The sequence below is a fragment of the Ornithinibacillus caprae genome (genome assembly GCF_009728145.1).
GTDB classification, from domain to species: domain Bacteria; phylum Bacillota; class Bacilli; order Bacillales; family Amphibacillaceae; genus Ornithinibacillus; species Ornithinibacillus caprae.
Map to the genome: position 1 here is coordinate 109670 of NZ_WOCA01000009.1, position 24560 is coordinate 134229.

The following is a 24560-nucleotide window of genomic DNA, read 5'->3' on the forward strand; positions in this document are numbered from 1 at the left end:
TGCCTTAGGTAAAAACTAATTAACAAGTACAACAAAAGGAGTAAAAAAAATGTCACAAGAAATAATTTTAGCATTTTTGTTCACTCTGTTTGCCGGTTTAGCAACTGGTATCGGAAGTTTGTTGGCATTTTTTGCTAAAACAACAAATACAAGATTTTTATCATTCTCATTAGGATTTTCAGCAGGAGTTATGATTTATGTTTCTATGGTCGAAATTTTCTTTAAAGCACAGGATTCATTAGTTAGTGAATTAGGAGAACCAGGTGGAAATTGGCTAACGGTTATCTCATTTTTCGCTGGTATGCTATTAATTGCGTTAATTGACCGTTTCGTTCCAAAAAGTTCAAATCCACACGAACCAAAAAAGGTAGAGGATATGAAAAAGAATGGAACAAAAGATCCTGATTTATTAAAAATGGGTGTTTTTACAGCACTTGCTATTGGGATTCATAATTTTCCAGAAGGGATTGCAACCTTTGTTTCCACACTTCAAGACCCAACTGTTGGATTCGCCATCGCGATTGCAATAGCTATTCATAATATCCCTGAAGGTATTGCAGTATCTGTTCCTATATACTATGCAACTGGAAGTAAGAAAAAAGCTTTTAAATTATCCTTTTTATCAGGATTAGCAGAGCCGGTAGGTGCTATCGTGGCATTTTTAATTTTAATGCCATTCCTAAATGACTTAATGTTTGGTGTTATATTCGCAGCTGTAGCTGGAATCATGGTATTTATTTCATTAGATGAACTACTTCCTGCTGCTAAAAAGTATGATGAGGCACATTTGTCAATCTATGGATTGATCAGTGGAATGGCAGTTATGGCGGTAAGTTTGCTGCTATTAATGTAATGAGATGTTGGTTGGGCTGTAGCTTAGGTTTGGGCTACAGCTTTTATTTTATTATAGGAATCGGTTTTGGGGAACGGTGTAGGCTTTCAGGTGGGGATATCGGCGTTCAGAGAAGAATATCGGCTCTCAAGCAGAAGTATTGGCGTTCAGAGAAGAATATCGGTTCTCAAGCAGAAGTATCTGCCTTCAGGGAAGAATATCGGCTCTCAAGCAGAAGTATCGGTCATCAGAGAAGAAAATCGGCTTTCAAGCAGAAATATCTGTCTTCAGATGAAAACACAGGCCATCAGGCGAAAACATCTGCCATACTGATTGGATTAAACTCGAATATTTGGTAAAATGAAGGTCACGGAAGTAGTAGGAGGAAGTTGTATGCCAAAAGGTCAAGGTAAAGTCATTGCGCAAAATAAGAAAGCGTCTCATGATTATTTTATAGAAGATACATATGAAGCGGGAATTGTTTTAAAAGGAACGGAAATAAAATCGCTTCGTGCTGGCCGTGTTAATCTCAAGGATTCACATGCTCGAATCGATCGACGTGGGGAAGTACAGCTAGTTAATCTACATATTTCGGAGTATGAACAGGGTAATCGCTTTAACCATGATCCAACCAGATCACGAAAATTACTTTTACACCGAAAAGAGATTGATAAACTAATCGGATTAACACAACAACAAGGCTATGCACTTGTGCCATTAAAAATATATATAAAAAATGGGTATGCTAAAGTATTAATTGGCTTAGGAAAAGGTAAAAAGAAATTCGACAAACGTGAAGATCTAAAGAAAAAACAAATGAAACGAGATATTGATCGCGCTATAAAAGATCAAATGAGGTAAATACTAATCGAAGTAATCCATCAGTAGAGATAAGCATCTTTTTACTGATGGATTTTATATAAGGAGGTATGTCAAATGGCTGACTTGCTAAATAGCAGAGAGGAAGTTCTTTCGTTAACGAAACAATTAGTTGGAATTAATAGTATTGTTAATACAGAAGGTGAAATGGTTATAGCTCACTCGCTATATACGTTACTAGCTTCTTATCCATATTTTGCGGAGAATCAAAAAAATTTAGTCCTTGAACAAACAATAGATGATTACCATGAACGCTATAATGTGTTGGCTTTTGTAAAAGGAACAAAGAAATCGAGTAATCGCACAGTAATTTTAATGGGGCACACAGATACAGTTGGAGTAGGTGATTTTAACCAATTATATGAATATGCATTTTCTCCAGATGAGTGGATGGACATTTTAAAGAACGAAGAAATTCCAAATACAGCGAGGGAACAATTGGATTCTGGTGATTGGTTATTTGGAAGGGGAGCACTTGATATGAAAAGTGGGCTCTCTAGTCATTTATTTCTCTTAAAATACTATTCGGAGCATCCAGAAGAATTAGAAGGTAACCTTGTTCTCGTAGCGGAATGTGATGAGGAAGACAGTTCGAATGGAATTTTATCTGCACTTAAGACATTGAAAAAGTGGAAAAAAGAGCATCAATTTGAGTATGTGGCAGCGATAAATGCAGATTTTGTAGCACCAAGATATGAAGGTGATAAAAATCGTTACGTCTATAAAGGAACGGTAGGAAAATTGCTTCCATCCTTTTTCGTTACTGGTGCGGAAACTCATGTAGGTGCTGCTTTTGAAGGACTTGATCCTAACTTTGTAATCGCAGAGCTAACCAGACAATTGAGTTATAATCCGGAACTTTGCAATGAAGCGCATGGAGAAGTAACGGTACCACCTGTGTCATTAAAACAAATTGATTTAAAACCAGCATACGATGTTCAAACCGCATTGTCTGCATTTGCCTATTATAATTTCTTTCTCCATTCTTGGACGCCAAAAGATGTATTAGAAATTGTAACTAAACAAGCAGATATTGCCTTTCAAAATGCCATAAAAATCTATGAAGAACGTTATCAACGATTTTGTGAAGTAAGTGGACAAAAATTTCAACCTGTATCTTGGAAACCACGTGTGATAACGTATGAAGAAATGGATCAAATGTTAAAACTAACACATGGTAATACCTACACAAACCATATGCAAGAATTTAAATATGATTTATTAAATGATGAAACATTAGATATTAGAATGTATGCTGCTCGAGTAGTGGAAGAAGCTTGGAAATGGATGGAGGATAAAAACCCTACCATTATCGTATTTAATTCATCCTTATATTCTCCTCGAATTGAGATAACAGGGAAAAATGAAAATGAGAACGTATTAATCGAAGCATTGGAAAAAGCAGTAGAGGATATCCAACCAAGCTATGAGTACCCTATTGTAGTGAAAAATTTCTATCCTTATATTTCTGATATGAGTTTTATGGCATTGAGTGATGATGATAAAGATCTTGCACCAGTTGCAGATAATAATCCAAGCTGGGGTTCAAAGTTTTTTGTAAACTATCAAGATATACGAGATATAAATGTTCCAGTAATTAATATTGGACCATATGGTATGGATGCACATAAGAAATTAGAACGAATGGAGATGACATATTCTTTAGAAATAGTTCCAAACCTAACGAATAAAGTGATCCTAACTATATTAAATAAAGGATGATGGCTTCCTTATTTCACGAACCATAAAATAATCGCATCAAAAAACTAATAAAAAAGTAATAGTTAATTCGTATGAAAAAAATACACAAACGATTTACTGCTAGTTTAATCTCCTTTAATATCTATTATTTATTGTATTAGTAGATTCAAAATTAAAGGAGAGGATAAAATGTTTAAGAAGATTGGTGTAGTTGCTCTTAGTGTAGGTCTTGTTTTTTCAGGATTGAGTATTAGTCAGGCAGGTGCGGAAAAGCCAGATTCGCTTGGAAAAGATAATGGTGTAGGTCATGGCAACAAAAAAGTAGAAAATGTAATTTATATGATCCCAGATGGATTTAGTGCAGATTACGCATCGAATTATCGTGTGTTTAAAGGAGAAGATGCCATTTGGGATGAGCATTTAAAGGGCATGTTTACTACAAATTCGGCTAATTCAGATGTGACTGATTCTGCCGCAGCAGGCACTGCAATGGCAACAGGTGAAAAAACGAATAATGGCGTGATTGGTCTTGATACAGAAGGCAAAGAATTAAAAACAATATTAGAAGCCTCCCAAGAAGTTGGAAAAGCATCCGGTTTAGTTGCTACCTCTACTATTACGCATGCAACTCCAGCTTCTTTTGCATCGCATGTAGAAAGTCGTAATATCGCATGTAGAAAGTCGTAATAATGAAGTAGAAATTGCTAAGCAAATTCTTTCAAGCGAAGTAGATGTTATCCTTGGTGGTGGAAAAAATAACTTCTTACCGAAATCAGAAGGTGGAAATCAGGATAAAATTAATTTAATTCAATTCAACAAGCAGAAGAACAAGGTTATGAATTTGTAGAAACTCGTGATGAGCTGCTACAGAATCTATATATAGATATTAAAAATGGTGAAAAATTACTAGGTCTATTTGCAAACGAGGCACTAGCACCAGAACTACATCGAGGGGAAACAGAAGAACCTAGCCTTGCTGAAATGACGGAAAGGGCTATTGACGTACTGGAAGAGGACAAGGATGGATTTTTCCTAGTTGTTGAGGGAAGTCAAATTGATTGGGCTGGACATGATAATGATGCAGCATGGGCGATGACAGATGTCGAAGCTTTTGAAAAAGCTGTAGAAGTTGCAATCAATTTTGCAGAGGAAGATGGGAAAACGCTTGTTGTGGTAGCAGGAGATCATGATACTGGTGGAATGACAACGGGTTCTAATGGCCAAATGGATTTAAATGCACAAGTACTTCAGAATGTAACTGCTACTGGTGACTATATGGCTTCTTTGTTAAACGAAGAACGATCTAATATTTCTGAAGTGGTCTATAATTATTCTAGTATAGAATTGACAAGTGAAGAAGAAAAAATAATTAAACGAGAACAAAATGCATCGCTTGCTATAAATAAAGTAATAAGTGATCGTGCAAGTATCGGCTGGACAAGTTATAACCATACTGGAGCTGATATTCCAGTCTATGCATATGGACCACAATCACATAAGTTTGTTGGTTTTCATGATAATACAGATTTACCTAAACTAATTGCTGATACAATGAAACTTAAATTCACATATTAATAGTATAATAGATTTAAGGGGCTTGTTTTCATACAAGCTCCTTTTTTCCATTGGAAGACTTAATTTTAGCTGGCATAACATTCCATTGAAGTGTTCTTGATTTTTATATGCTATATGTTATACTTGTAATTGTCTTGGGACTAAGACATTGAAAATTTTATATGTATGTGCTCGATATATATCCCAAGCGTTTCTCATTTATGGGGGCGTTACGGATTCGACAGGGGTAGATCGAGCTCAGGTTGCGCGTCGAGGTTACGACTCGTAAAACGTTACTCGCCTAAATATAACTGGCAAAGAAAACAATTACTCTTTAGCAGCTGCGTAAGCACTGTCTAAAGGATCCTACCTGCTATCGCCCATGTGGCAGATTGTAGGGTCTCAACTTATAGTGGGCTATCCTGTCATCCGCCGTCTGAGGATGATTTGGGAATCTAATCAGACTAGCTACTTGAAAGCCTGTTGGTAGGCTGAAAAGTTAGCGAATGATAATATACCAACTACACGTGTAGAAGCCTGAGTGACGATATCTCTGGACGTGGGTTCGATTCCCACCGTCTCCACCAATACATAATATTGGTGGTTTTTTTGTTTGTTGTGAAGAAAAGCATAAGTTTTCCGGTTGGAAAGCTTATGCTTTAATTTATTGTTTTTTTATTTTATTTTGGAAATTCTATGCTTAATTAAAAGTTAGTTTGTTGGTAAATCGATTCATAAATCCTTGGTGAAATTAGTGGATTAAATAGGTATCTCAAAAGAACCTGTAGAGCGGAGTAATGGTTGGTTCCGACTTTAAAAGTTGGTAAATAACAATTGGCTTTAGATAAAAAAATCCTCCCCTTCTAAAGGGAGGATTTTAGTTTACTCTTTATTTTGCAGGTTCCAAATCTTCAATGGAATTAATGTCCATATAGGTTGGTACAACTAATCCTATCTTGGCACCTATCAAGTTTTCTCCTAGGTCGTCGAATTCACCTTCAAACTCTTCGAAGAAAGCACCGTGCGTCGCAGGTAGCCATGGAGCAAGAGAAGCGTCACCATCACCGGTAGCAATTGCTTTAAACATAACAGCTGGGTCTACTGGGGTAAGCGTAACATTGAACCCTTGTTGTTCTAGTACAATTTTAGCAACATTTGCCGAAGAACGTTCTGTGTCCCAAGGTGTTAATACTAATTCTATGGAAGTACCATCTACTGGATCTACACCTTCTGTCCATTTTGCAACGGTCTCTTGATTTTCATCTACCCACTGTTGGGCAGCTTCTTCAAAATCCATGTTTTGAGCATCAAGCATAACAGATTCCATATCATCTGCTTCCCATTGGAATCTATCAAGTATCGTGTAGGCTTCAGGCATTTCCTCTTTTAAATCTTTTCTTACTATTGTTCCAATGTATTCCACATCGCCATAAACACCTTTTGGATCTTCTAAATATTTTAAATCAAATTTAGCAAATTTATAATGCGGTGACCATCCAGCAACGATGATAGGTTCTTCATTATTAATTGCATTTTCTAATTCAGTTAGCATAGCAGCTGTAGAAGAAATTTCTTGTTCCCAGCCTGCAAGGTTTTCATACTCACTTAACGTATCATCTGTCGCTTGAGTAATTCCGGCGCCAGGTTCAATACCTGTGATGGTGTAATCTATTTCTTCACCAACATTTGTGGATGCCTCTGTCTGATTATCTCCACCATTTTCCGCATTGTTAGAAGTATTATCTGTGTCATCTTGTCCACAGCCAGCTGCTACAAGAGATAAAGATAAACCCGCAACTATCCCTAATCTTTTCCAATTAAATTGAAACATATTTTACTACTCTCCTCTTTTACTACTTTTTTGTTTCTGTTAGCCCAGTTATAAAACAATCATAAATTAAATGGTACAGCTTTTAATACGTAAAGTTCAAACAGTAAAAAAAGTTAATTTTGTATATTTAAGATGACAGTTTAATTTCTATAAATGATTTAAATGGTATTCCATTTAATTGCTTTAATTTACTCCAATTTAGTATCGAAGACAATACCCTTATAAGTATGTATGGAACCAATTGTTTAGGTGCTTTCGTTAGTGAGTAACTCCAAATGCGTATGAAACAAAGAATTTCATAAAGTGGATTGTTGGGCATGGTTCGATATTTTATTGAATTCATGCCTTTTACTTTTGCCGTTAATATGATTGTAATTATAAAAATTCGTGGAAAAAGTAAGTTATGTAAAAACTCTAAATAAAAAGTAACATGAGCCGATATATGTAATATCGCTCTAATATACTTTTAGGCAATTTCAAAAATTACGATGTAAACAAACTAGAAGGGATGAAATAATGGACAATACAGAAAGTATTTACGAAAAATCAGTAGTACCCAATACGATGGGTACAAAATCATTTAATATAGATAACCTATTTTTAGTAGCCTTTTTTGGCGGAGTGATCCCAATGGTAGTTCTAGGAGCAAAAAATGCGAAATGGCTAAACATTTCTAAAAAACTTATCTATATGTTGATTATTTTTGGAGCAGCTTTATTGGTGACGAAACTCGTTTTTGTTGCGATGATAACAAGTGGAAGTCTTGATTTAGATAATACAACACTAAATATTAGTTATAGAGTTGGGAGTGTTCTACTTTTCATAGCTTTTAAGCTTGTTCTCAATAAAGCGTTTCACCAACATATGGTTGTTTGTGGAAAAATGGAAGCACTGTTAAAACCTGCGCTAATATGGATTGTTGTTGGAATTGTGGTGGAATTCGTATTAGTTGTTGCTGTTTCCATGTAGATTTAATTAGAATTTCTTATGATTTTCGTTTTGAGGTGATGAAGGGTGTGCGAGGAACAATATGCTAATGATAGAAAGATGATTGAACATTATTTTTCGATGGATCGTTATGAAGATGCACGTCCCATTATAGAGAACTTGTTACTATCAGATCCACAAGATCCTGAAACTCTTTATCTAATGGGAGTAGTTTACTTATCTAGGGAGCAATATACAGAAGCGAGAGAATTGGTTCAAGAAGCCTTACGAAATGGGTACAATCCAGAGTATGCTTTCTTTTTTATTGGATTAACTTATCAGGAACAAAAGATGTATGCTGAAGCTGAAGATGCCTATTTGCGCTCCCTGGAAATAAACCCTAATCAAGCTAATGTAAATGCTGCCTATGGATATCTCATGTTGTTAACAGGTCATGATGAGAAGGCGATCAAACTGTTAGATGAGGCGATTAGGATAGATCCTGATGACAGTGCTGTCAATGATTATGTGTATCGATTTTATTTGGCAAAAAATGATGGAAGCAATCAGGCACAATATCTTCAACGAACGATGGAGATTGCAAGAAACGAACAAGAAAAGTTAATTAATATTGCTGTCTACCACTTAGTAAAGGAAGATACAAAGACAGCTGAAGAATATCTTCGACAACTTTACTTGCTTGATCCGACAAATAAACATGTGCTTGAAGTTCTTGAGGAAATCAATCGTACAAATCATATGTTATTTTTACCTAATCGGTTAATTGATAAAATTGGTGGTCCTGCAGTATTTTATATAGGATTTATTATCTTGGTACTTGTATTGACATGGGCAGATATAAATAGTATTGCTATCGTAATCTTAGCATTGTATTTAATTACAGCAGGATACACATGGTTGGCGCCCTTACTATACAGACTTTTTGTAAAAGGAAAGATATAGATGGATAGAATCGAATTACTTCAATCAATGGTTGAAAAAGATAAATCAAACATTCAAGCATGGTATATGCTAGGGGAAGAGCTTCTTCAACAAGAAAATCTTCGTGAAGCATTATATGCATTTTCTATGGCTTTAGCCGAAAACGACTATACTATGGAACAAAATGTTATTGCTTATCTCAGCAAAGTATTTTCTTCATTAGAAGGGCAGAGTCGCAATACCGATGAAGAGAATGCTTATAATCTGGCTAGCGTGAGACATGTAGAAGATGATGATCAACCGAATCCTGATGAGGTTGAAAAGACTGTGGAGTTAACTGTTATACATGGAAAGAAAACGGACAATATTTCTTCTCTTAAACAATATCAGCCGAAAACTGTAACATTTCAAGACGTGGGTGGTTTGGACTCCTTAAAGAAGACAATTAATATGAAGATCATTAAGCCTTTTATGGATCCGGGTCTTTTCACAAAGTTTCGTAAAAAAACGGGTGGTGGTATTTTATTATTTGGACCACCAGGCTGTGGAAAGACATTCATTGCAAAAGCTACAGCAGGAGAAATTGGAGCAAACTTTTTTCCTGTTCATATTTCAGATATTCTAGATCCATTCTTCGGACAAAGTGAGCGGAATTTACATGATGTTTTTAAAACTGCCAGAGCAAATCGTCCATCCGTCCTTTTCTTCGATGAAGTGGATACACTTGGATATAGTCGATCGAAAGCCAATTCCGATATCATGAGACCACTCATTGATTCCATGTTAACTGAGATGGAGAGTATTGATACTGGCACAGATAATCTACTTATTATTGGGGCTACAAATATGCCATGGGATGTTGATTCTGCTTTTAAACGTCCTGGCCGGTTTGACAAGCTTGTTTTTGTTCCACCTCCCGATATGGAGGCACGGCAAACCATTTTTCAACTAAAGCTTAAAGAGAAGCCATTAAGTTCTGATATATCCTTAGAGATTCTTGCTACAAAGACAGAATACTATTCCGGTGCAGACATTGAAAATGTTATCGAGCTCGCAACGGAGAACGTGTTAACGGAGATAATGGAAACAAATCAAGAGCGATTAATTGGTATGGAAGATTTGCTGTATGCAATAGAAGAAACAATACCTTCTACATTAGAGTGGCTACAAACAATTAAGAATTATATAAAGTACTCCAATCAAACTGGTTTATATAAAGAGGTAGCCAAGTATATTAATAAAGTCTTGTTATAAAATTTCTTGGGTTCAGTTTCAGTACAAAAATTTATTAATCATTGTTTATAATGGAACTAGATCTCAGCACTCATAATTAAATATTATATCGTATTTGTCGCAGTTTATAAGCATGTTTTACAAGCTTTACATAAGTAACCCTCCTTTCTCAAGATATAATTCATAGTTACCAAGAATAAACATATAAAATAGGAAGGAGGGGATTCCTATTACTAAAAAAATTCTATTGTTTTGTGATCCCGGAATTGATGATTCCTTAGCAATTATGTACACCATGCTGGATCCAGAACTTGAACTTGTTGGTATAGTTACTGGTTATGGAAATGTGACCATTGACCAGGCAACAGCCAATGCTGCTTATTTACTGCAATTAGCAGGAAAATACGACATTCCAATCATACCCGGAGCATCGAAGCCGGTTCAACAGGAAGAGGTATCATTTTATCCAGAAATTCATGGGGAAGGTATTGGTCCAATACAGCCTCCAAGTGATTTACAATATCAGATTTATCCTTTTGATACTATTCGACTCATTATAGAAAGGTATAGAAATGAACTTATCATTGTAGACACAGGTCGTTCAACAACATTAGCTACCGCTTTTATTCTATTCCCTGAGCAAATAAAAATGGTACATTCATTTTATGTAATGGGAGGAGCATTTTTTGTGCCAGGTAATGTAACTGCAATGGCAGAAGCAAATTTCTTCGGTGATCCGACATCTTCTAACTTTGTTCTTAAGTTTGCACATAACTTAACGATTACTCCATTAAATGTTACTCAATTCGCTATTCTCACCCCTGAAGTTGCGGAAGCTATATCTGAAAACGAGAGAAACATTTATGCGTCTATGATAGCTCCAGTCTTCGAATTTTACTACGAATTTTATAAGGAATCTGTACCTGGTATTCCTGGTGCTCCTATTCATGACCTACTTACAATTATGCTAGTTAAAAATCCTACCATCGTTGATTATATTTATTATGATGCAAAAGTTGTAGAGGATATTGAAGTAAAGGGAATGTCTTATATCGATTTTCGGCCAACAAGTAATACTGGTGAAACTAGAATCGCGGTAAATCTACATTACGAAGCTTTCCTAGAAGAATTCAGTAAGGTAATGTTACCAGAATAAGTTATGTGTACTAAGAGGAATAACATCTACGGATAACAATTTATATTTTTAGAGAAGCATCTAACAAATAATAAGCTTCTCTATTTTTCTTGCCAAAAATGTTGTCGTCACTTAACACCAATTTGACACATAGCTAAAAACCTATTAATATAATAAACGTAATTCTGAGTAAATTAATCGGAAAAGAGTGATTTTTAAATGGAGGCAACAAGAAAAGTACAACAACTAACAAATCAAGTAAATAACTCTGCACCGAAATTAAATAATCCACAAATGTCATTAATTATTGGTGGTTTAATTGCTGGGGCAATATTAATGACCTATCTAATGGTTACACAAAAAATGATTCAACCTTTATTACTAGTTATTGGATTGTTATTAGGTTACACATTATTTCACGCACGTTTTGGTTTCACTTCTGCATTTCGTAGACTTATGTCAGTTGGAAACGGGCAAGCATTGCGATCTCATATGTTAATGTTGGCAGTAGCTGTTACGTTATTTGCTCCAATATTAGCATTTGGTTTTTCATTTTTCGGCACAGGGGCTTCAGGATATGTTTCTCCAGTAGGAATTAGCCTGATCGTTGGCGCATTTATGTTTGGAATTGGAATGCAATTAGGTGGCGGTTGTGCGTCAGGTACTCTTTATGCCGTCGGTGGCGGACGATCCGTCATGTTTATTACGCTGTTATTTTTTATTGTTGGATCAACAATAGGAGCATATCATTTACCGTTTTGGACGGAGGAATTACCGGCATTTGAACCTATCTCATTAGCTACAAGTACTGGATTAGGCTATGGTGGTGCTTGGTTTCTATCCATTCTGTTATTTGGACTTATTGCTTGGATCACGTTAGTAGTGGAAAGAAAGAATAATGGACCAAAAATGGCCCCATTACCATCGACAACCGGTTGGAAGCGAATTTTCCGAGGATCTTGGCCATTATTTGCTGCTGCTATTGCTTTAGCTGCTCTTAATGCTTTAACGCTAATGACTCGTGGCCAGCCTTGGGGAGTTACTTCTGCCTTTGCATTATGGGGGTCTAAAGTAGCGCAATTCTTTGGTGTGGATGTAGCAAGCTGGGGATACTGGCAAGGTGCAAATGCAGCTGTTCTAGAATCCTCTATTTTTGCCGATTCAACAACTGTATTAAATCTCGGTGTGATTCTAGGCGCTTTTCTAGCATCCGCAGCAGGAGGTTTATTCAAGTTTAGTAAAGTTACTGGTAAAAATGCTACTGCTTCTGTAATCGGTGGCTTATTGATGGGATATGGTGCTCGTCTTGCATTCGGATGTAATATCGGTGCATACTTTGGTGGAATTGCATCATTTAGTCTTCATGGGTATGTTTGGGGGATTCTAGCATTAGCAGGTACGTTTGTAGCGCTATATTTAAGACCACTATTTGGATTGTCCGTTCCCAAACCTAAAGATTCATTCTGCTAAAATAGATAAAAAATCACCATGTGAATAATTCGCATGGTGATTTTTCATGACTAATAAGAATGAACATGCTTTCTCATGCCATAAGTTCAACTAAATGTTTTACTATAAAAGCTTGTAACTAGCCAATTTTTCTAATTCTAAATCAGCTCCTGACTAAAAATAATCGCAATGATTAACATTATAATAATTAAACTAACAAAGAGGATGGATAATTTAAGTGATGTTTTTGCTTTGTCTACTTGATCCCATTTTACAGGTCGGATTCCACTTAATGAAAAAACAACAATGGCAGCTAAGATAACAGATGTAATATTTCCCATTAACAAAAGCATAGCTCCATAAGCTTCTTGCCACATAGCAGAACCAACGGTCATCCCTAATACAACGGTAGGTGGTAATAGGGCAACAGCAACCATTACACCTACAAGTGATCCAGGTAATCGGTTGAGGATCGATAATGCCCCAGCAGTTCCAGAGGCTAAACCTAGAACAATATCCGATATATTAACATTTGTTCTAGAGGAAAATTCACTACTTTCCATTGGAACTGGAAAAAAGAGCGTGAAACTGATGGATATCCCTACGACAATGATAATGGCGTAAAATAATGTAACGGAAGAACTACGCAACAGCTTAAAATCACCTAAAATAGATGAAAAGGCAATAGAGATAGTTGGACCCAGCATAGGAGCAATAACCATTGCACCGATAATAACTGCTTGGCTATTTTGAACAAACCCAACTGTAACAACCACTGCTGATAATATAATAAGTAATGTATAACTAAGTGTAATATGACTCGACTTCTGTATCGTTCCTAGTAATTCCTGTCGACTAGCACGCTGCAGTTTTGTTGCATCTTCCTCATTTTCTTTCTTTCTCTGCTCTTTTTCTTCTTCTGTTGTTCTGTTTATATAAGTTTGAACAGGGAAGAGTAGAACTTCAAATCCCTCTATAAGATTTGTTACATTCTCTAGATAGTCCAAAATTTCTTCTGTATTTTTTGTTTCTACCAGGACACGAATTAGCATTCGTTCTTTGGATTCATTAGATACCCAATAGGATAGATGGGGATAATCTTGTAAAGAGTTATCAACTTTTTCAAAATATTTATCTGGTACATATGCTTCAATAAGTTGTAAATCCATGGATATCATCTCCGACAAATACACATTGTTTCCTATAGCTTTCCCAGTAATTAGCGTTTGTAAAAATTTCTATAGAAAAAAGCATAAGCTATTTGAAAGCCTATGCTTCTAACCATCATATTTTAAATCGATAATCTTTTGATATTTTCATTTCTTTTATAAAAGCGATCAATAATTCCTTTGTTGCGTTAAGATCATTTTTATCTATTACTTCGATTGATGAATGTGCATATCTAGAAGGTATAGATAATACTCCAGTTGGGATCCCTTGTTGAGCTAAGCTTAACTCTCCAGCATCTGTACCAATGCCAGGAAACACTTCTAACTGATGTGGGATGTTTTGTGTTTTGGCAATTTTAACTAGGTGTTCTCTCACTTTTTTATTTGAAATTAAACTTGCATCCATCACTTTTATACCGGTACCATCACCTAATGCCAGTGTCTGGTCCATCATTTCTTCAGGGGTATCACTAACTGCAGTTGTGTCTAAGGCAATTGCAACATCTGTGTTTTCTTGGTGACTGATTACTCTTGCACCTCGTAATCCAACTTCTTCTTGTACAGTAAAGATTCCAACAACTTCTCCTGCAAAATCCTTGGTATTCAATTCTTCAAGTGCTTTTATTAGGACAGCGCAGCCTGCTCTGTCATCGAATGCCTTACCGACAATACGAGCTTCGGTTAGGTTATCAAATTGTGGGTACCATGTAATAGAGTCGCCGACTTCAATTCCTAGGTCAGCTACTTCTTTTTTAGAACTCGCACCAACATCTATATATAATTTTTGGTATGCACGAATTTTATTGGGGTCATCGTACTTCTTCATGTGAGCGGATATTGTACCGATTACACCAGAGTGAAATCCATTTTTAGACTTAATTTGAATACGTTGTGATAATAAGATGCGATCATCATGACCACCAAGTTTTTCAAATCGAAGTAATCCATTTTCTTCAATTTTTTTTACAACAAAACCTACTTCATCCATATGAGCTGCAATAACAATCTTAGGTCCTTCTTGGTGTCCCTTTTTTCGAACGATTAAATTTCCAATGCCATCTGTATCAACGGAATCCGCTGAGTTTTTTAGTCGATTTGCTATGTATATGGCAACATCCTCTTCAAATCCACAAGGACCGTGAATAGCAGATAATTCTTTTAACATATGTTGCATCCTATTCCCTCCGATTGAATGTTTGTATTCAATCATACTATAAACAGGTTAGAATAACATTTGGTTAGCTCATATTAGAGAAAGCTGTTTAATAGATGACTATCAAACAGCTACTTTATAATAAGTTGAGTATTATTCAGCTGATAGTTCACTTTCTATAACCCGTTTATGGTTTGTTACTTCTTCTCCGCCAGTAGTGGGGACGAAATCAACCATATATACAGTTGTTTCTTCGGCAGAATCAATGGTTGCGGTTGCACCTTCTATACCCTCCATGTGGTCTGCATCAACAGTAACCTCTGTCCCAGGCTCTAAAGGTTCCTTATCTGCATCTACTAGCTCCTCATGAATGACCCACTTATGATTTTCGACTCTTTCTCCACCATTTGTTGGGGTATAGGATATGGTATAGACGGTTGTATCAAACGCTCCAACGATGGTTGCTTCAGCCCCTTCCATTCCTTGCATAAAGTTGTATTCCTACACTACCCTCTAAATATGCAAAATATGTGCAAAGTAGATTACAAATACATGTTATATTGCTCGACATATTCCTAATTTTGCTAACTGCATAGTTTCTCGATAATTTTCCCTTATTATAATAATAATAAAGAAGGCTGGTGATTTTTTATGCACGAAATATTCGGTTTTGGATCTACATGGCCGATGGTTGGAATGCTAGTATTTTGGATATTGTTAATTGTTATAGGCTTTTATTTAGTTGCTAATTTTGTTAATGGTGGACAAACGAAACAAACGAAAGAAGATTTATTAAAAGAACGACTAGCAAGAGGAGATATAGATAAAGAAAAATATGAAGAATTGTTAAAAATCATTAAAAAGTAGAGGGAAAATATAAATTATTATTGTGTATAATGAGATGAATAACAGAATGTGATTAGTGCATGAAGGAGAAGATTATATGAAACGAAAGATCGTTATATTGGTCATTACGATAGGATTGGTACTTGTAGGTTGTAATAATGAGAATGAAAATAATAAAAGTGAAGGTTTAAAAAATGATACGACGACAAATGAGAGTATGGAAGATAGCACTAAAACTGAAAGTAGTACTGAAAATGATGGAAACTTTGAAGTTCCTTATGCTGGTATGATAGATCATGTCCATGGTTTAGGGTATGCTGGAGACAATGGTGGATTATATTTTGCCACACATACGGGGTTAAAGATCTACCGTGATGGTAATTGGTATGAAACCTCAAAGAATTTTAATGACTATATGGGTTTTAATGCTGTCGATAAAGGATTTTATACATCTGGACATCCAGGTGCAGATTCTGATTTACCAAATCCAATCGGTCTTCAACGAAGCTTTAATGGAGGAGAGACACTTGAAAGCTTAGCATTTGAAGGGGAAACAGATTTTCATGCGATGGGTGTTGGGTATTTTAGCCATGATATCATTGTTATGAATCCAATGAAAAACTCTGAATTAGACGTTGGTTTCTATAAAAGCACAGATGAAGGAAAATCCTGGGAAGCTGTTCAAGCATTAAATTTAACGGGAGATATTTTTGCTTTAGCCATTCATCCAACAGATTCCAATATCATTGCTGCTGCAACAACAATGGGTATATTTTTATCGCGTGATGGTGGTAAGCATTTTGAACAATTAACAGAAGCTGCACAGGGAACTGCTGTATTTTTTAATGAAGATAATCTTTACTATGCTAGCTATCATTCAATACCTGAGCTGATTCAATATAAATTAGATGATGATAAAGGTAAATCAATGAATTTGCCAGATTTACAAGAAGATGTTCCGATATACATTTCTCAACATCCTCAGAACAACCAAGAAATAGCTTTCTATACAACAAAAGGACAAGCATTTCTAACTACTGATGGTGCTGAATCTTGGAAACAAATATTGGTTGATGGAAGCATAAATTAGAGGAGTGTGAGTTGAAAAGCTATGTTTGATTTGTTTAACCAACTAAGTAGTATGCTTAGCGGACCACTCCATGAGTTGGCATATGGATTTAAACATTTTCCCATTATTTTTGCATTTTTTCTTGGACTAGTGGGAGCTGTAGCACCTTGTCAGCTTACAAGTAACGTTAGTGCCATTACGATTTATGGGAATAAATTATTAGTAGACAAAGTACCTTTGCGCCATGTTTTTTTGTTCATCCTAGGAAAAATTGTAGTCTTTACCATACTAGGTAATATTATCTGGGCGGTGGGGCAAGAGGTTCATCGTTCCTTAGTACAGTTGTTTCCGATACTTCGAAAAGCAATTGGGCCATTATTGATTGTGATTGGGTTGTTTATGATCGGGTTATTTCGATTGAACAAATCACTAGGTGTCATTAAAATACCTAATAAGTTAAGAGATAGCTATATTGGGAGTTTCCTTTTGGGAGTTAGTTTTACGCTAGCTTTTTGTCCAACGATGTTTGTGTTGTTTATACTTACCTTAATGCCTGTCGTATTGACTACCTCTTATGGAGTTATTCTTCCTTCGGTGTTTGGAATAGGTACTTCTTTTCCATTATTATTGGTAATCTTTCTAATGTGGTATTTAGGTGTGAGTGGCGCTGTGCTCAAAAAAAGCAGGAGGGTTGGGGCTGTTGTACAAAAAGTCGCAGGTGTATTGTTATTGTTCATTGGGATCTTTGATACACTAATCTATTGGTGAAAAAGTTGAGGTTTACTATGTATAATAAACTATCATTGAAAATCGGATGTTTGTTTTTTATCTTTATTTTAGTCATTGAGTCATTTTTATTTTTCATTTTATATTCGGGTCTAGTCAATGATCGGATTGAAGAGGTAATGGAAAATCTGTTAGTACGTGGGGAAACGCATACGGAGGTACTTGTAGATGATTTTGAAAGTACGACAATGGAACATGTAGGGATCATGGAATCGGTATCGGATTATGCGGTTATCATTACAGATGAGACGGGAGATATTCTAGTTAACTCAGATCCAATCGATGACGATATGTTAGATATCATTGGAAAAACAAGTTTTAATGACCTATCTATGGAAAGTAAAATTATTGAAGATCGTTGGATGGACCAAAAGTATATTGCAGCTAACACCCCGGTTATTGTTGATGGAGTACATAAAGGTCATGTTTTTATGTTTGCTGATACGATTCATGTAGCCAAAATTATTGATCAATTAAACGCTCAATTTCTAGTAGTTAGTATCGCAACCATTCTATTAACAATAGTTACTATTTTCATTCTTTCTCGTTATATTACCTTACCATTGATTCGTATTAAGGAAGCTACGGAGCAACTAGGTAAGGGCCATAATAGAATAGAACTTTATACGAATAGAAAAGATGAACTAGGTGAATTAGCACATTCCATTACAAAATTATCCCAAGACTTAGATCGATTAAAAAACGAACGGAATGAGTTCCTAGCAAGTATTTCACATGAATTAAGAACGCCATTGACTTACATCAAAGGATATGCAGATATTTTAGATAGAAAAGGTATTAAAGAAAATGAAAGAGATGAATATATATCTATTATTCGAGAAGAAACAGAACAGTTAAATGTTCTGATTAAAAATTTATTAGAATTGGCTAAAATGGATCAGAATAATTTTGTAATTCAACGAGAGAATGTTAGGTTGTGTGATTTAATCAAATCTATATCCAATTTAATTAGGCCAGCGTTACTTGAAAAAGATATAATGCTATCGGTAAGCTGTTCAAAGGAGATTATTGCATTTGTTGATCCAGAACGCTTTCAACAGGTGTTATTAAATATAATAGATAATGCACGTAAGCACTCAGAAGTAGGTAGTCAAATAATACTTGAAGTAACAGAAACAAAAAGTAAACTAAACATCGTAATCAGTGATAGTGGGGAAGGAATTCCAGAGAAAGACCTTCCACATATTTTCGAACGATTATATCGAGTTGAAAAATCAAGATCAAGGGCAAGTGGCGGAAAAGGATTCGGTTTAGCCATTGCTAAAGAAATTGTGGAGTCTCATGGTGGAGAGATCGAAGTTCATAGTGAACTAGGTAAAGGAACTACGATTACAATATCGTTAGGAAGTGAACATGTAAATGAATAAGGTACTAATTGTTGATGATGAAAAACGAATGGTAGACTTGTTAGCTTTATATCTGAAACCATATAATTATATTTGTAAAAAAGCACTCGGGGCAATGGAGGCTTTATCTTTTCTGGAGAATAAATCCTTTGATATCGTGTTGTTAGATATCATGATGCCAGAGTTGAGTGGATGGGAGCTTTGTCAGGAAATCCGTAAGATATCTGATGTGCCGATTATTATGATCACTGCTCGAGACCAAAAAGAAGATATTGTTAAAGGGTTAAAATTAGGGGCAGATGATTATCTTACTAAACCAATAAATGAGGAAGAATTATTAGCACGGATGGAAGCATTATTAAGACGAAGGATTCAGTCAAATATTATGGAAGTAAATGGTTTGGTATGGGATGAATCTCGATTTGAACTATCATATAATAAAACACCAATTAAACTAACTCCTAAAGAGTTTTCTATGATTGGACTTTTTATGAAAAATCCAAGTCAAGTATTTGAAAGAGAGCAGTTAATTGATTTAATTTGGGGATATTCTTCTGACACAGGTGGTAGAACTGTAGATTCACATGTTCGTAATATTAGAGATAAAATACGCCATGCAGGTTTTCCGATTGATGACTATTTACAAACAGTTTGGGGAGTAGGGTATAAGTGGGTTAGTTCAAACTAATTAGGACAGAACTTCTATAAAGAGGTTCTGTCCTTTTGGTAGCAAAAACGCGAACTATTCAGTTTTTATGTAGGGGGGAGGAGTAATAGAAATTCTATGAAACCTGTTACTCTTCCATACGTATTACTAAGTAAATGACTATTTGGGGGTATTTATTATTGTATCTATAAATGAGCAACTTGTTAAGACCAAAGGAGATATACGAAAAAAGCAAAAGTTTGAACGACAATTAGCAGATTATGAGAGTGAGTTACATGAAATAGAGAGCGCAATACAAAATTTGTCTCATCAACTGGAAAAAGAACAAAAAGATGTGAAAAAACTAGAAGGTATTAGTATCACTAACTTAGTTTCGACAATTGTTGGCAATAAGTATGAAAAACTTGATAAGGAAGAACAAGAAGTTGCAGCTGTTCAGTTGAAATTAGAAGAAGCTAAAAAAACCAAGAATGAAATAACAAACAGTATAAATGATGTAAGGTACCAATTAGAAAGGGTAAATAATAGTGAAAATGAATATAAAAATTTATTAGTACAAAAAGAAGAGCTTATTAAGGATACCAACTCAGTCTATTCAGAAAAGCTGTATCAATTAGATGACCAGCAAGCGAACCTTCAATCACACGTAACTGAACTAAAGGAAGCTATTGCAGCAGGAAATACAGTAAAAAAAGCACTGAACCATGCATTAGATTCTCTTCAGAGTGCTAAAGGCTGGGGAACATGGGATATGGTTGGTGGAGGAATGATCTCTAGTGCAGTGAAACATAGCCACATTGATACTGCAACGAACCATATTCATATCGCACAATCTCGAATGCGCAAATTTCAAAAGGAACTCCTTGATGTTAATGAAGTTGCCCATATGCAGATTGATATGTCGGGACTATTAAAGTTTGCTGACTTTTTCTTCGATGGATTAATTGTGGATTGGATGGTTCAAGGTAGAATCAATGATTCCTTGCAACAAACAAGGGAACACCTAACAACCGTAAATCAAATTGTATCTAATCTTGAATCTCAGTTAAGTAAAACAGAACTAGAATTAAATCAAAATAAACAGGATAGAGATAGCCTTATAGAATCATTGTAGTCGAGGAAACGTGCACCGTTCTAAAGCGATGCACGTTTTCAATTCTATAGATATCTTTATTAGGTAGATAAGGAAGGCTAAGTCTAAGTGAAACTATCTCTATCTTCTTGTACTGTGCAATAACAATCCCAAAAAAAAGAAACAAAGGTTGATAAACACTTTCCGCTTTTTTCCTATAACGTTATTTATGCGTTTGCTATAATAATCTTTATCCTGCTGAAAAAGTCAGTTTATTTGTATTTTAGTCATTAGAGCAACCAGTATATTTCAGTCCCTAACATTGCTCGAATTGTTATCGCAGGACATTATGATTACTAAAATATGCCCATTCGTAAGGTGATATCCCATTATTTCTTTACATTAAAAGATTTTTCTCAAGATCATTAAACAATTTAAATATCATCACACGTTCACCTGTACGAGAGCTTATATCAGTATGAAAACTTTTCACTTTTTCTCCAGTTATAGTTATTATAATATCCTTAAGGTCTTTTATACCTGATTCAACTAACTCCGAACGAGTTTTTTTTATCGTTAACATTCCCTCTTTTGTTTCACAAACTTTATATTCAGCTGGTGTTAAAATACCTTTTAAATTAACAATTATCATATCTCGTAATATGTCTGTCTTTACAGAAACAGACCCACGCCCAAGGTAATCTTTTTCCCATTGGGTAATTGATTTACTTATCTCTGATTCAAAAGAACCTTTCGATATTTTCATATTTTATACATCTCCTAAACAAAAAATGATCTATTTGATTTTTTTAAATTCTTTAATACGATTTTATCATACTTTGGCGACAAGACTCCTTCATCAAAACGAGGCAACGTTTAGGTGGGAGATGAATCGCCTGTTTTTTTAAATACTAAATCAAAATCTCAATGCAAACGAATGTTCTATCTGCTATAACCAACTTATGACATGTTCCTTGAAAAGTAGATAGAATATGGAGTTCTGATGACTAAAAATTCGTTCATCAGGTAAAATTCTATGCATTCATCGTAGGTGGCTGAGCCACACGGTAATCGAATTACCGTTAATACGGAACAATAAACTACGACTAAACAGTCGTTGCAGGAAACCTAGTGTTTTCTTTTGGCGCCTGACTGCGCTGTACACCTAGCTGTTGACGCTCTACCAGTAATTCGTTCAAGCCAATTACGGGACTGAGCCGAGGTAACGGTAACCACCCAATAGTCTTTCGGTCTATTGGAATCCCCTTCCTCAAAAATCCGTTAAGATTTTAAGTGGGGGAGGATGTCAATTTAGCATTTACCAGTTTTCCCAACGTCCTTCAGGGTCAACACTAGCAAGCCGAACCCATCCATTTTGAACTTTTTCTCGGAATACTAAATCATTATTTAATAACCGTTTCACATATTCGCTGGGTGCTTGGATGACAATCAGCAAACGAAGAGGAGAATGATAAGCCTCGTGATCTGATTGCATGACGGATTGCCAAGGTAGTCCGGCTAACAAGTCACTTGCATTCCCTTGCATAACACCGAGACCTGCTGTAACGGTTTGAGTTGCTTTATTTCCACTACCATAATAGTGAGGTGCCACCGTTGAAGCATAATATTGAAGATTAATCCATTGGGCAACCGTTCCTGGCCCTGCAATAATGTTAGCTAGGAGATCACCACTTTTATCCTGTTTCCAATCATAATTATGAAGGAAGGCTCTACCTTCCAAGTCACAATCCTGAGTTAGTTCACGTTTACCGATAATAAAAGCGGCATTACGAGCTAACCCCCATTCTGGGCGGATCTCACTCCAATCTTCCGCAAATCGGTGTGCCTCAGCAATCGGATCTTTAAATTTATTTTGGAAATTTGGTAATTGGGCCAACCGTTCCGCATTTGCTTTATGGCTAACCTTTGGCATAATAGTTTCGATACAATCAAATGCTTCTTGTGCAGCTTCGGAAAGCTCGGGAATATAAATCCAGTGTAATTCATCCACTGTAGTCTTATGCTCAGCTGCAATGAAAACGGTGTCCACAGGGATTTTAATTCCTTCAGAAGAAAGCTCTTCTCTTACCTCAGGAAGGTTGCATAAAGTAGCTAAAACCCTAGCGTTGAATCCACCTGCTGCTCCACCGCAGGCACCACAGTCGAGAGCGGAAGCATAGGGATTGTTGTGACTTTTACTACCATGTCCGCAAATTACGACTAATGGCGAAAAATTAGTTGTTAACCCCATCATTTTAAGAACTTGGCGCACATAATTCACCTTGTCTTCATCAGAAAAACCAATAGGTAATTTCGCTTCTGTATTATGAACTTGATTAAGCGAAAGTGTTGTATTAGGTTTGCGTAACCAAGTCTCACGAAGGTTACGAATAAAACGATCTGCTCCTCTCGGTACAAAACTACGTGCTAACATTTGTAGACTAAGCCACGGTCCACTTAGCTCAGGTAAAAGTAAGCTTGAAAGTACATTCTGTTTCATCACTTTGAATGTAAAGCTTAAAGAATTAACTGCCTGTTTACGTTGTTGATATGATTTGAATTCATTTTCTTCTGCAGATTCTTTTATTTTGTGCTGAGGCTTTTGTATAACTGGTAAGGAAGAATGACTATGATTACTCCCAAGTTCATTAATTGCAATCGGTAAGCCAAAGAAACCTGCAATTCCAATCGTTTCAATTGGACCTTCTTTTTCAAGTTGACGACGAAATGGTTCTGATCGTACATCTATGCAAAAGGCGAATTGAGCTAATGTAGATCTTTTATCGTTGGTCTCACATTGTTTAGAAATAATCTTTTGACTTAATCGGTCTGTGTGTGTTTGTTCCCAAGCTTCTAACCAAAGTTTCCTGCGAAGCTTATCATCAAATCTGTAGGCAAATGATAAATATTCATTTTGCTCAGTAGCTGACATCTGTGACCATTCCTCATTTGTAAGGCCCCCCCAATGGATCCAAGATGCTAAAAGGGGAGTAATTGAAACTTTTTTCTTAGATCGTTGATTCAAAGGTAAGTAAGGCTTTATAAGCGCCCATTCCATGGAAATTCGAACTGCTAAATATTCTGTTAGAAGTGCATGCTTATGGCTCGATTGTTGAGAACGCCAAAGCATCATTCCTGCCCACCCAGGTAAGGAAAGTAAATGACCTTCAAGGTAATTCTGTATTTCTGATTTTGGGATTCCCAGTGCGGATAATGCTTCTTGTAAAGCCAAATGAGCCTCTTGTGGCCAAGCTTTTAAACTTTCACGCTGCTTTTTACTAAGTGCCGGATCATATTGAATGAGACGTCGCCAAGCACGATAGAAACCTTCCTCACGATTTGGAATTGTCCAAGCTGCCTGTGAGTCATCAAGAAATAATTTACACCATTTGATGACATGATGATCGAGAATATTGATTAATTTTTCACCATCATGATTCTCTATATGTAAACTAATTGGTTGGTTGAAAGAATTCTCGATATGATCCGTATTTAGTCCACTAAACTCATCTGTTAATTCCTCCAGTTTAAGTGATGATATAAAGTTAGAAGGTATTGGTTCTAATTTTAGTGCAGCATAACAAAATCGCTCAGCCATGTCCCGTGGGATATTAAAGGGATGTGAATCAAGCCAACGCTGTAGACCCTTTTTTACAAAAGCTTCATTAATCTCACCTTTACTCTTTGCCGATAGGATTATAGAAGCACTAGGGTATATATCAACATCACGAGTATTTTTTAACCAATCTGCAACTTGGTCAAAAGATTGCTTTTCAAGTCCCATCCACGGATTACGTGCTGCAAATGTAGAAATAGGCCAAAGTGGTGCAATGACTTTACTAGCAGATTTAATTAAAATGTTAATATCACTTTCTTCAGAATCAATATTTGTATCTTTATTTTTTACATTTTCCTTGGTTAGTACAGATGTTTCGCCCATCACTGATT

22 protein-coding genes, 1 other RNA gene and 1 pseudogene are annotated in these 24560 nt (G+C 35.9%); 18 read left to right on the plus strand and 6 right to left on the minus strand.

All coding sequences use genetic code 11. From position 1 onward, the window contains the following. Window positions 1-49: 49 nt before the first annotated feature. The 7 genes from zupT to ssrA all read left to right on the plus strand — a co-directional run bounded on the left by zupT (window position 50) and on the right by ssrA (window position 5553). Window positions 50-853 (plus strand): zinc transporter ZupT, encoded by an 804-nt coding sequence (gene zupT / locus GMD78_RS12615; protein ID WP_155669174.1) that lies wholly within the window; start codon window positions 50-52, stop codon window positions 851-853. An 11-nt stretch (window positions 854-864) separates the two neighbouring features. Beyond that, window positions 865-1191 carry a hypothetical protein gene (locus tag GMD78_RS12620; protein WP_155669175.1) on the plus strand — a complete coding sequence of 109 codons (327 nt, stop codon included), beginning with the start codon at window positions 865-867 and terminating at the stop codon, window positions 1189-1191. Between the two features lie 34 nt (window positions 1192-1225). Further along, a complete protein-coding gene (gene smpB, locus GMD78_RS12625) occupies window positions 1226-1693 on the plus strand; it encodes an SsrA-binding protein SmpB (RefSeq protein ID WP_155669176.1) in 468 nt (155 codons plus the stop codon). A gap of 75 nt (window positions 1694-1768) precedes the next feature. Beyond that, window positions 1769-3433, plus strand: coding sequence for a M20/M25/M40 family metallo-hydrolase (locus tag GMD78_RS12630; protein ID WP_246187652.1), 1665 nt, complete (start codon window positions 1769-1771; stop codon window positions 3431-3433). Between the two features lie 168 nt (window positions 3434-3601). Beyond that, window positions 3602-4099 carry an alkaline phosphatase gene (locus tag GMD78_RS21870; protein ID WP_343042294.1) on the plus strand — a complete coding sequence of 166 codons (498 nt, stop codon included), beginning with the start codon at window positions 3602-3604 and terminating at the stop codon, window positions 4097-4099. A gap of 123 nt (window positions 4100-4222) precedes the next feature. Continuing rightward, window positions 4223-4987, plus strand: a complete 765-nt coding sequence (locus tag GMD78_RS21875) for an alkaline phosphatase (RefSeq protein WP_343042298.1) — start codon at window positions 4223-4225, stop codon at window positions 4985-4987. 202 nt (window positions 4988-5189) lie between these two features. Next, window positions 5190-5553: a transfer-messenger RNA gene (gene ssrA, locus GMD78_RS12640) on the plus strand. Between the two features lie 302 nt (window positions 5554-5855). Here the strand turns inward: ssrA and GMD78_RS12645 are convergent. After that, complete coding sequence (locus tag GMD78_RS12645; protein WP_155669177.1) at window positions 5856-6797, minus strand: glycine betaine ABC transporter substrate-binding protein; 942 nt, start codon at window positions 6795-6797, stop codon at window positions 5856-5858. A gap of 516 nt (window positions 6798-7313) precedes the next feature. Between GMD78_RS12645 and GMD78_RS12650 the strand changes: the two genes are divergently transcribed. The 5 genes from GMD78_RS12650 (at window position 7314) to GMD78_RS12670 (ending at window position 12504) form a co-directional block, all read left to right on the plus strand. Further along, complete coding sequence (locus tag GMD78_RS12650; protein ID WP_155669178.1) at window positions 7314-7766, plus strand: hypothetical protein; 453 nt, start codon at window positions 7314-7316, stop codon at window positions 7764-7766. A 45-nt stretch (window positions 7767-7811) separates the two neighbouring features. Next, entirely contained in the window at window positions 7812-8687 is an 876-nt protein-coding gene (locus tag GMD78_RS12655) for a tetratricopeptide repeat protein (protein ID WP_155669179.1), read from the plus strand. Further along, window positions 8688-9920: an ATP-binding protein gene (locus GMD78_RS12660; RefSeq protein ID WP_155669180.1), complete on the plus strand. Its 1233-nt coding sequence runs from the start codon at window positions 8688-8690 to the stop codon at window positions 9918-9920. 226 nt (window positions 9921-10146) lie between these two features. Continuing rightward, window positions 10147-11055 (plus strand): nucleoside hydrolase, encoded by a 909-nt coding sequence (locus tag GMD78_RS12665; protein WP_155669181.1) that lies wholly within the window; start codon window positions 10147-10149, stop codon window positions 11053-11055. Window positions 11056-11253: 198 nt separating this feature from the next. Beyond that, the gene (locus GMD78_RS12670; protein ID WP_155669182.1) at window positions 11254-12504 is read left to right on the plus strand and encodes a YeeE/YedE family protein; all 1251 of its coding nucleotides are present in this window, start codon (window positions 11254-11256) and stop codon (window positions 12502-12504) included. Window positions 12505-12641: 137 nt separating this feature from the next. On the opposite strand, the gene GMD78_RS12675 is transcribed toward GMD78_RS12670, so the two are convergent. From GMD78_RS12675 to GMD78_RS12685, 3 genes and pseudogenes are all read right to left on the minus strand, one after another. Further along, a complete protein-coding gene (locus GMD78_RS12675) occupies window positions 12642-13652 on the minus strand; it encodes a TIGR00341 family protein (RefSeq protein WP_155669183.1) in 1011 nt (336 codons plus the stop codon). A gap of 115 nt (window positions 13653-13767) precedes the next feature. After that, window positions 13768-14826 carry a M42 family metallopeptidase gene (locus GMD78_RS12680; protein ID WP_155669184.1) on the minus strand — a complete coding sequence of 353 codons (1059 nt, stop codon included), beginning with the start codon at window positions 14824-14826 and terminating at the stop codon, window positions 13768-13770. A gap of 132 nt (window positions 14827-14958) precedes the next feature. Continuing rightward, window positions 14959-15294 (minus strand): annotated as a pseudogene (locus GMD78_RS12685) (YdhK family protein); the annotation flags it as partial. A 162-nt stretch (window positions 15295-15456) separates the two neighbouring features. Between GMD78_RS12685 and GMD78_RS12690 the strand changes: the two are divergent. The 6 genes from GMD78_RS12690 (at window position 15457) to GMD78_RS12715 (ending at window position 20654) form a co-directional block, all read left to right on the plus strand. Further along, a complete protein-coding gene (locus GMD78_RS12690; RefSeq protein ID WP_155669186.1) occupies window positions 15457-15672 on the plus strand; it encodes an SHOCT domain-containing protein in 216 nt (71 codons plus the stop codon). A 76-nt stretch (window positions 15673-15748) separates the two neighbouring features. Next, window positions 15749-16741, plus strand: a complete 993-nt coding sequence (locus GMD78_RS12695) for a F510_1955 family glycosylhydrolase (protein WP_246187653.1) — start codon at window positions 15749-15751, stop codon at window positions 16739-16741. 21 nt (window positions 16742-16762) lie between these two features. Next, complete coding sequence (locus GMD78_RS12700) at window positions 16763-17488, plus strand: cytochrome c biogenesis CcdA family protein (RefSeq protein WP_155669187.1); 726 nt, start codon at window positions 16763-16765, stop codon at window positions 17486-17488. Window positions 17489-17505: 17 nt separating this feature from the next. Then, the gene (locus GMD78_RS12705) at window positions 17506-18894 is read left to right on the plus strand and encodes a sensor histidine kinase (RefSeq protein WP_155669188.1); all 1389 of its coding nucleotides are present in this window, start codon (window positions 17506-17508) and stop codon (window positions 18892-18894) included. Further along, complete coding sequence (locus tag GMD78_RS12710; RefSeq protein ID WP_155669189.1) at window positions 18887-19561, plus strand: response regulator transcription factor; 675 nt, start codon at window positions 18887-18889, stop codon at window positions 19559-19561. Before GMD78_RS12705 ends, GMD78_RS12710 begins: the two co-directional genes overlap by 8 nt. A 142-nt stretch (window positions 19562-19703) precedes the next feature. Further along, a complete protein-coding gene (locus GMD78_RS12715) occupies window positions 19704-20654 on the plus strand; it encodes a coiled-coil domain-containing protein (RefSeq protein ID WP_155669190.1) in 951 nt (316 codons plus the stop codon). A 355-nt stretch (window positions 20655-21009) separates the two neighbouring features. Here the strand turns inward: GMD78_RS12715 and GMD78_RS12720 are convergent, their stop codons facing one another. After that, window positions 21010-21378 (minus strand): Na-translocating system protein MpsC family protein, encoded by a 369-nt coding sequence (locus tag GMD78_RS12720; protein ID WP_155669191.1) that lies wholly within the window; start codon window positions 21376-21378, stop codon window positions 21010-21012. Window positions 21379-21930: 552 nt separating this feature from the next. After that, window positions 21931-24552: a DUF2309 domain-containing protein gene (locus tag GMD78_RS12725; RefSeq protein ID WP_155669192.1), complete on the minus strand. Its 2622-nt coding sequence runs from the start codon at window positions 24550-24552 to the stop codon at window positions 21931-21933. Between the last annotated feature and the right edge of the window lie 8 nt (window positions 24553-24560).

Coding starts and splice junctions, on each gene's coding strand:
- GMD78_RS12695 (WP_246187653.1), top strand. CDS start 15,749: ATGAAACGAAAGATCGTTATATTGGTCATTACGATAGGATTGGTACTT.
- GMD78_RS12720 (WP_155669191.1), bottom strand. CDS start 21,378: ATGAAAATATCGAAAGGTTCTTTTGAATCAGAGATAAGTAAATCAATT.
- GMD78_RS12650 (WP_155669178.1), top strand. CDS start 7,314: ATGGACAATACAGAAAGTATTTACGAAAAATCAGTAGTACCCAATACG.
- GMD78_RS12660 (WP_155669180.1), top strand. CDS start 8,688: ATGGATAGAATCGAATTACTTCAATCAATGGTTGAAAAAGATAAATCA.
- smpB (WP_155669176.1), top strand. CDS start 1,226: ATGCCAAAAGGTCAAGGTAAAGTCATTGCGCAAAATAAGAAAGCGTCT.
- GMD78_RS12630 (WP_246187652.1), top strand. CDS start 1,769: ATGGCTGACTTGCTAAATAGCAGAGAGGAAGTTCTTTCGTTAACGAAA.
- zupT (WP_155669174.1), top strand. CDS start 50: ATGTCACAAGAAATAATTTTAGCATTTTTGTTCACTCTGTTTGCCGGT.
- GMD78_RS12680 (WP_155669184.1), bottom strand. CDS start 14,826: ATGCAACATATGTTAAAAGAATTATCTGCTATTCACGGTCCTTGTGGA.
- GMD78_RS12645 (WP_155669177.1), bottom strand. CDS start 6,797: ATGTTTCAATTTAATTGGAAAAGATTAGGGATAGTTGCGGGTTTATCT.
- GMD78_RS12675 (WP_155669183.1), bottom strand. CDS start 13,652: ATGGATTTACAACTTATTGAAGCATATGTACCAGATAAATATTTTGAA.
- GMD78_RS12705 (WP_155669188.1), top strand. CDS start 17,506: ATGTATAATAAACTATCATTGAAAATCGGATGTTTGTTTTTTATCTTT.
- GMD78_RS12700 (WP_155669187.1), top strand. CDS start 16,763: ATGTTTGATTTGTTTAACCAACTAAGTAGTATGCTTAGCGGACCACTC.
- GMD78_RS12710 (WP_155669189.1), top strand. CDS start 18,887: ATGAATAAGGTACTAATTGTTGATGATGAAAAACGAATGGTAGACTTG.
- GMD78_RS12725 (WP_155669192.1), bottom strand. CDS start 24,552: ATGGGCGAAACATCTGTACTAACCAAGGAAAATGTAAAAAATAAAGAT.
- GMD78_RS12690 (WP_155669186.1), top strand. CDS start 15,457: ATGCACGAAATATTCGGTTTTGGATCTACATGGCCGATGGTTGGAATG.
- GMD78_RS21870 (WP_343042294.1), top strand. CDS start 3,602: ATGTTTAAGAAGATTGGTGTAGTTGCTCTTAGTGTAGGTCTTGTTTTT.
- GMD78_RS12670 (WP_155669182.1), top strand. CDS start 11,254: ATGGAGGCAACAAGAAAAGTACAACAACTAACAAATCAAGTAAATAAC.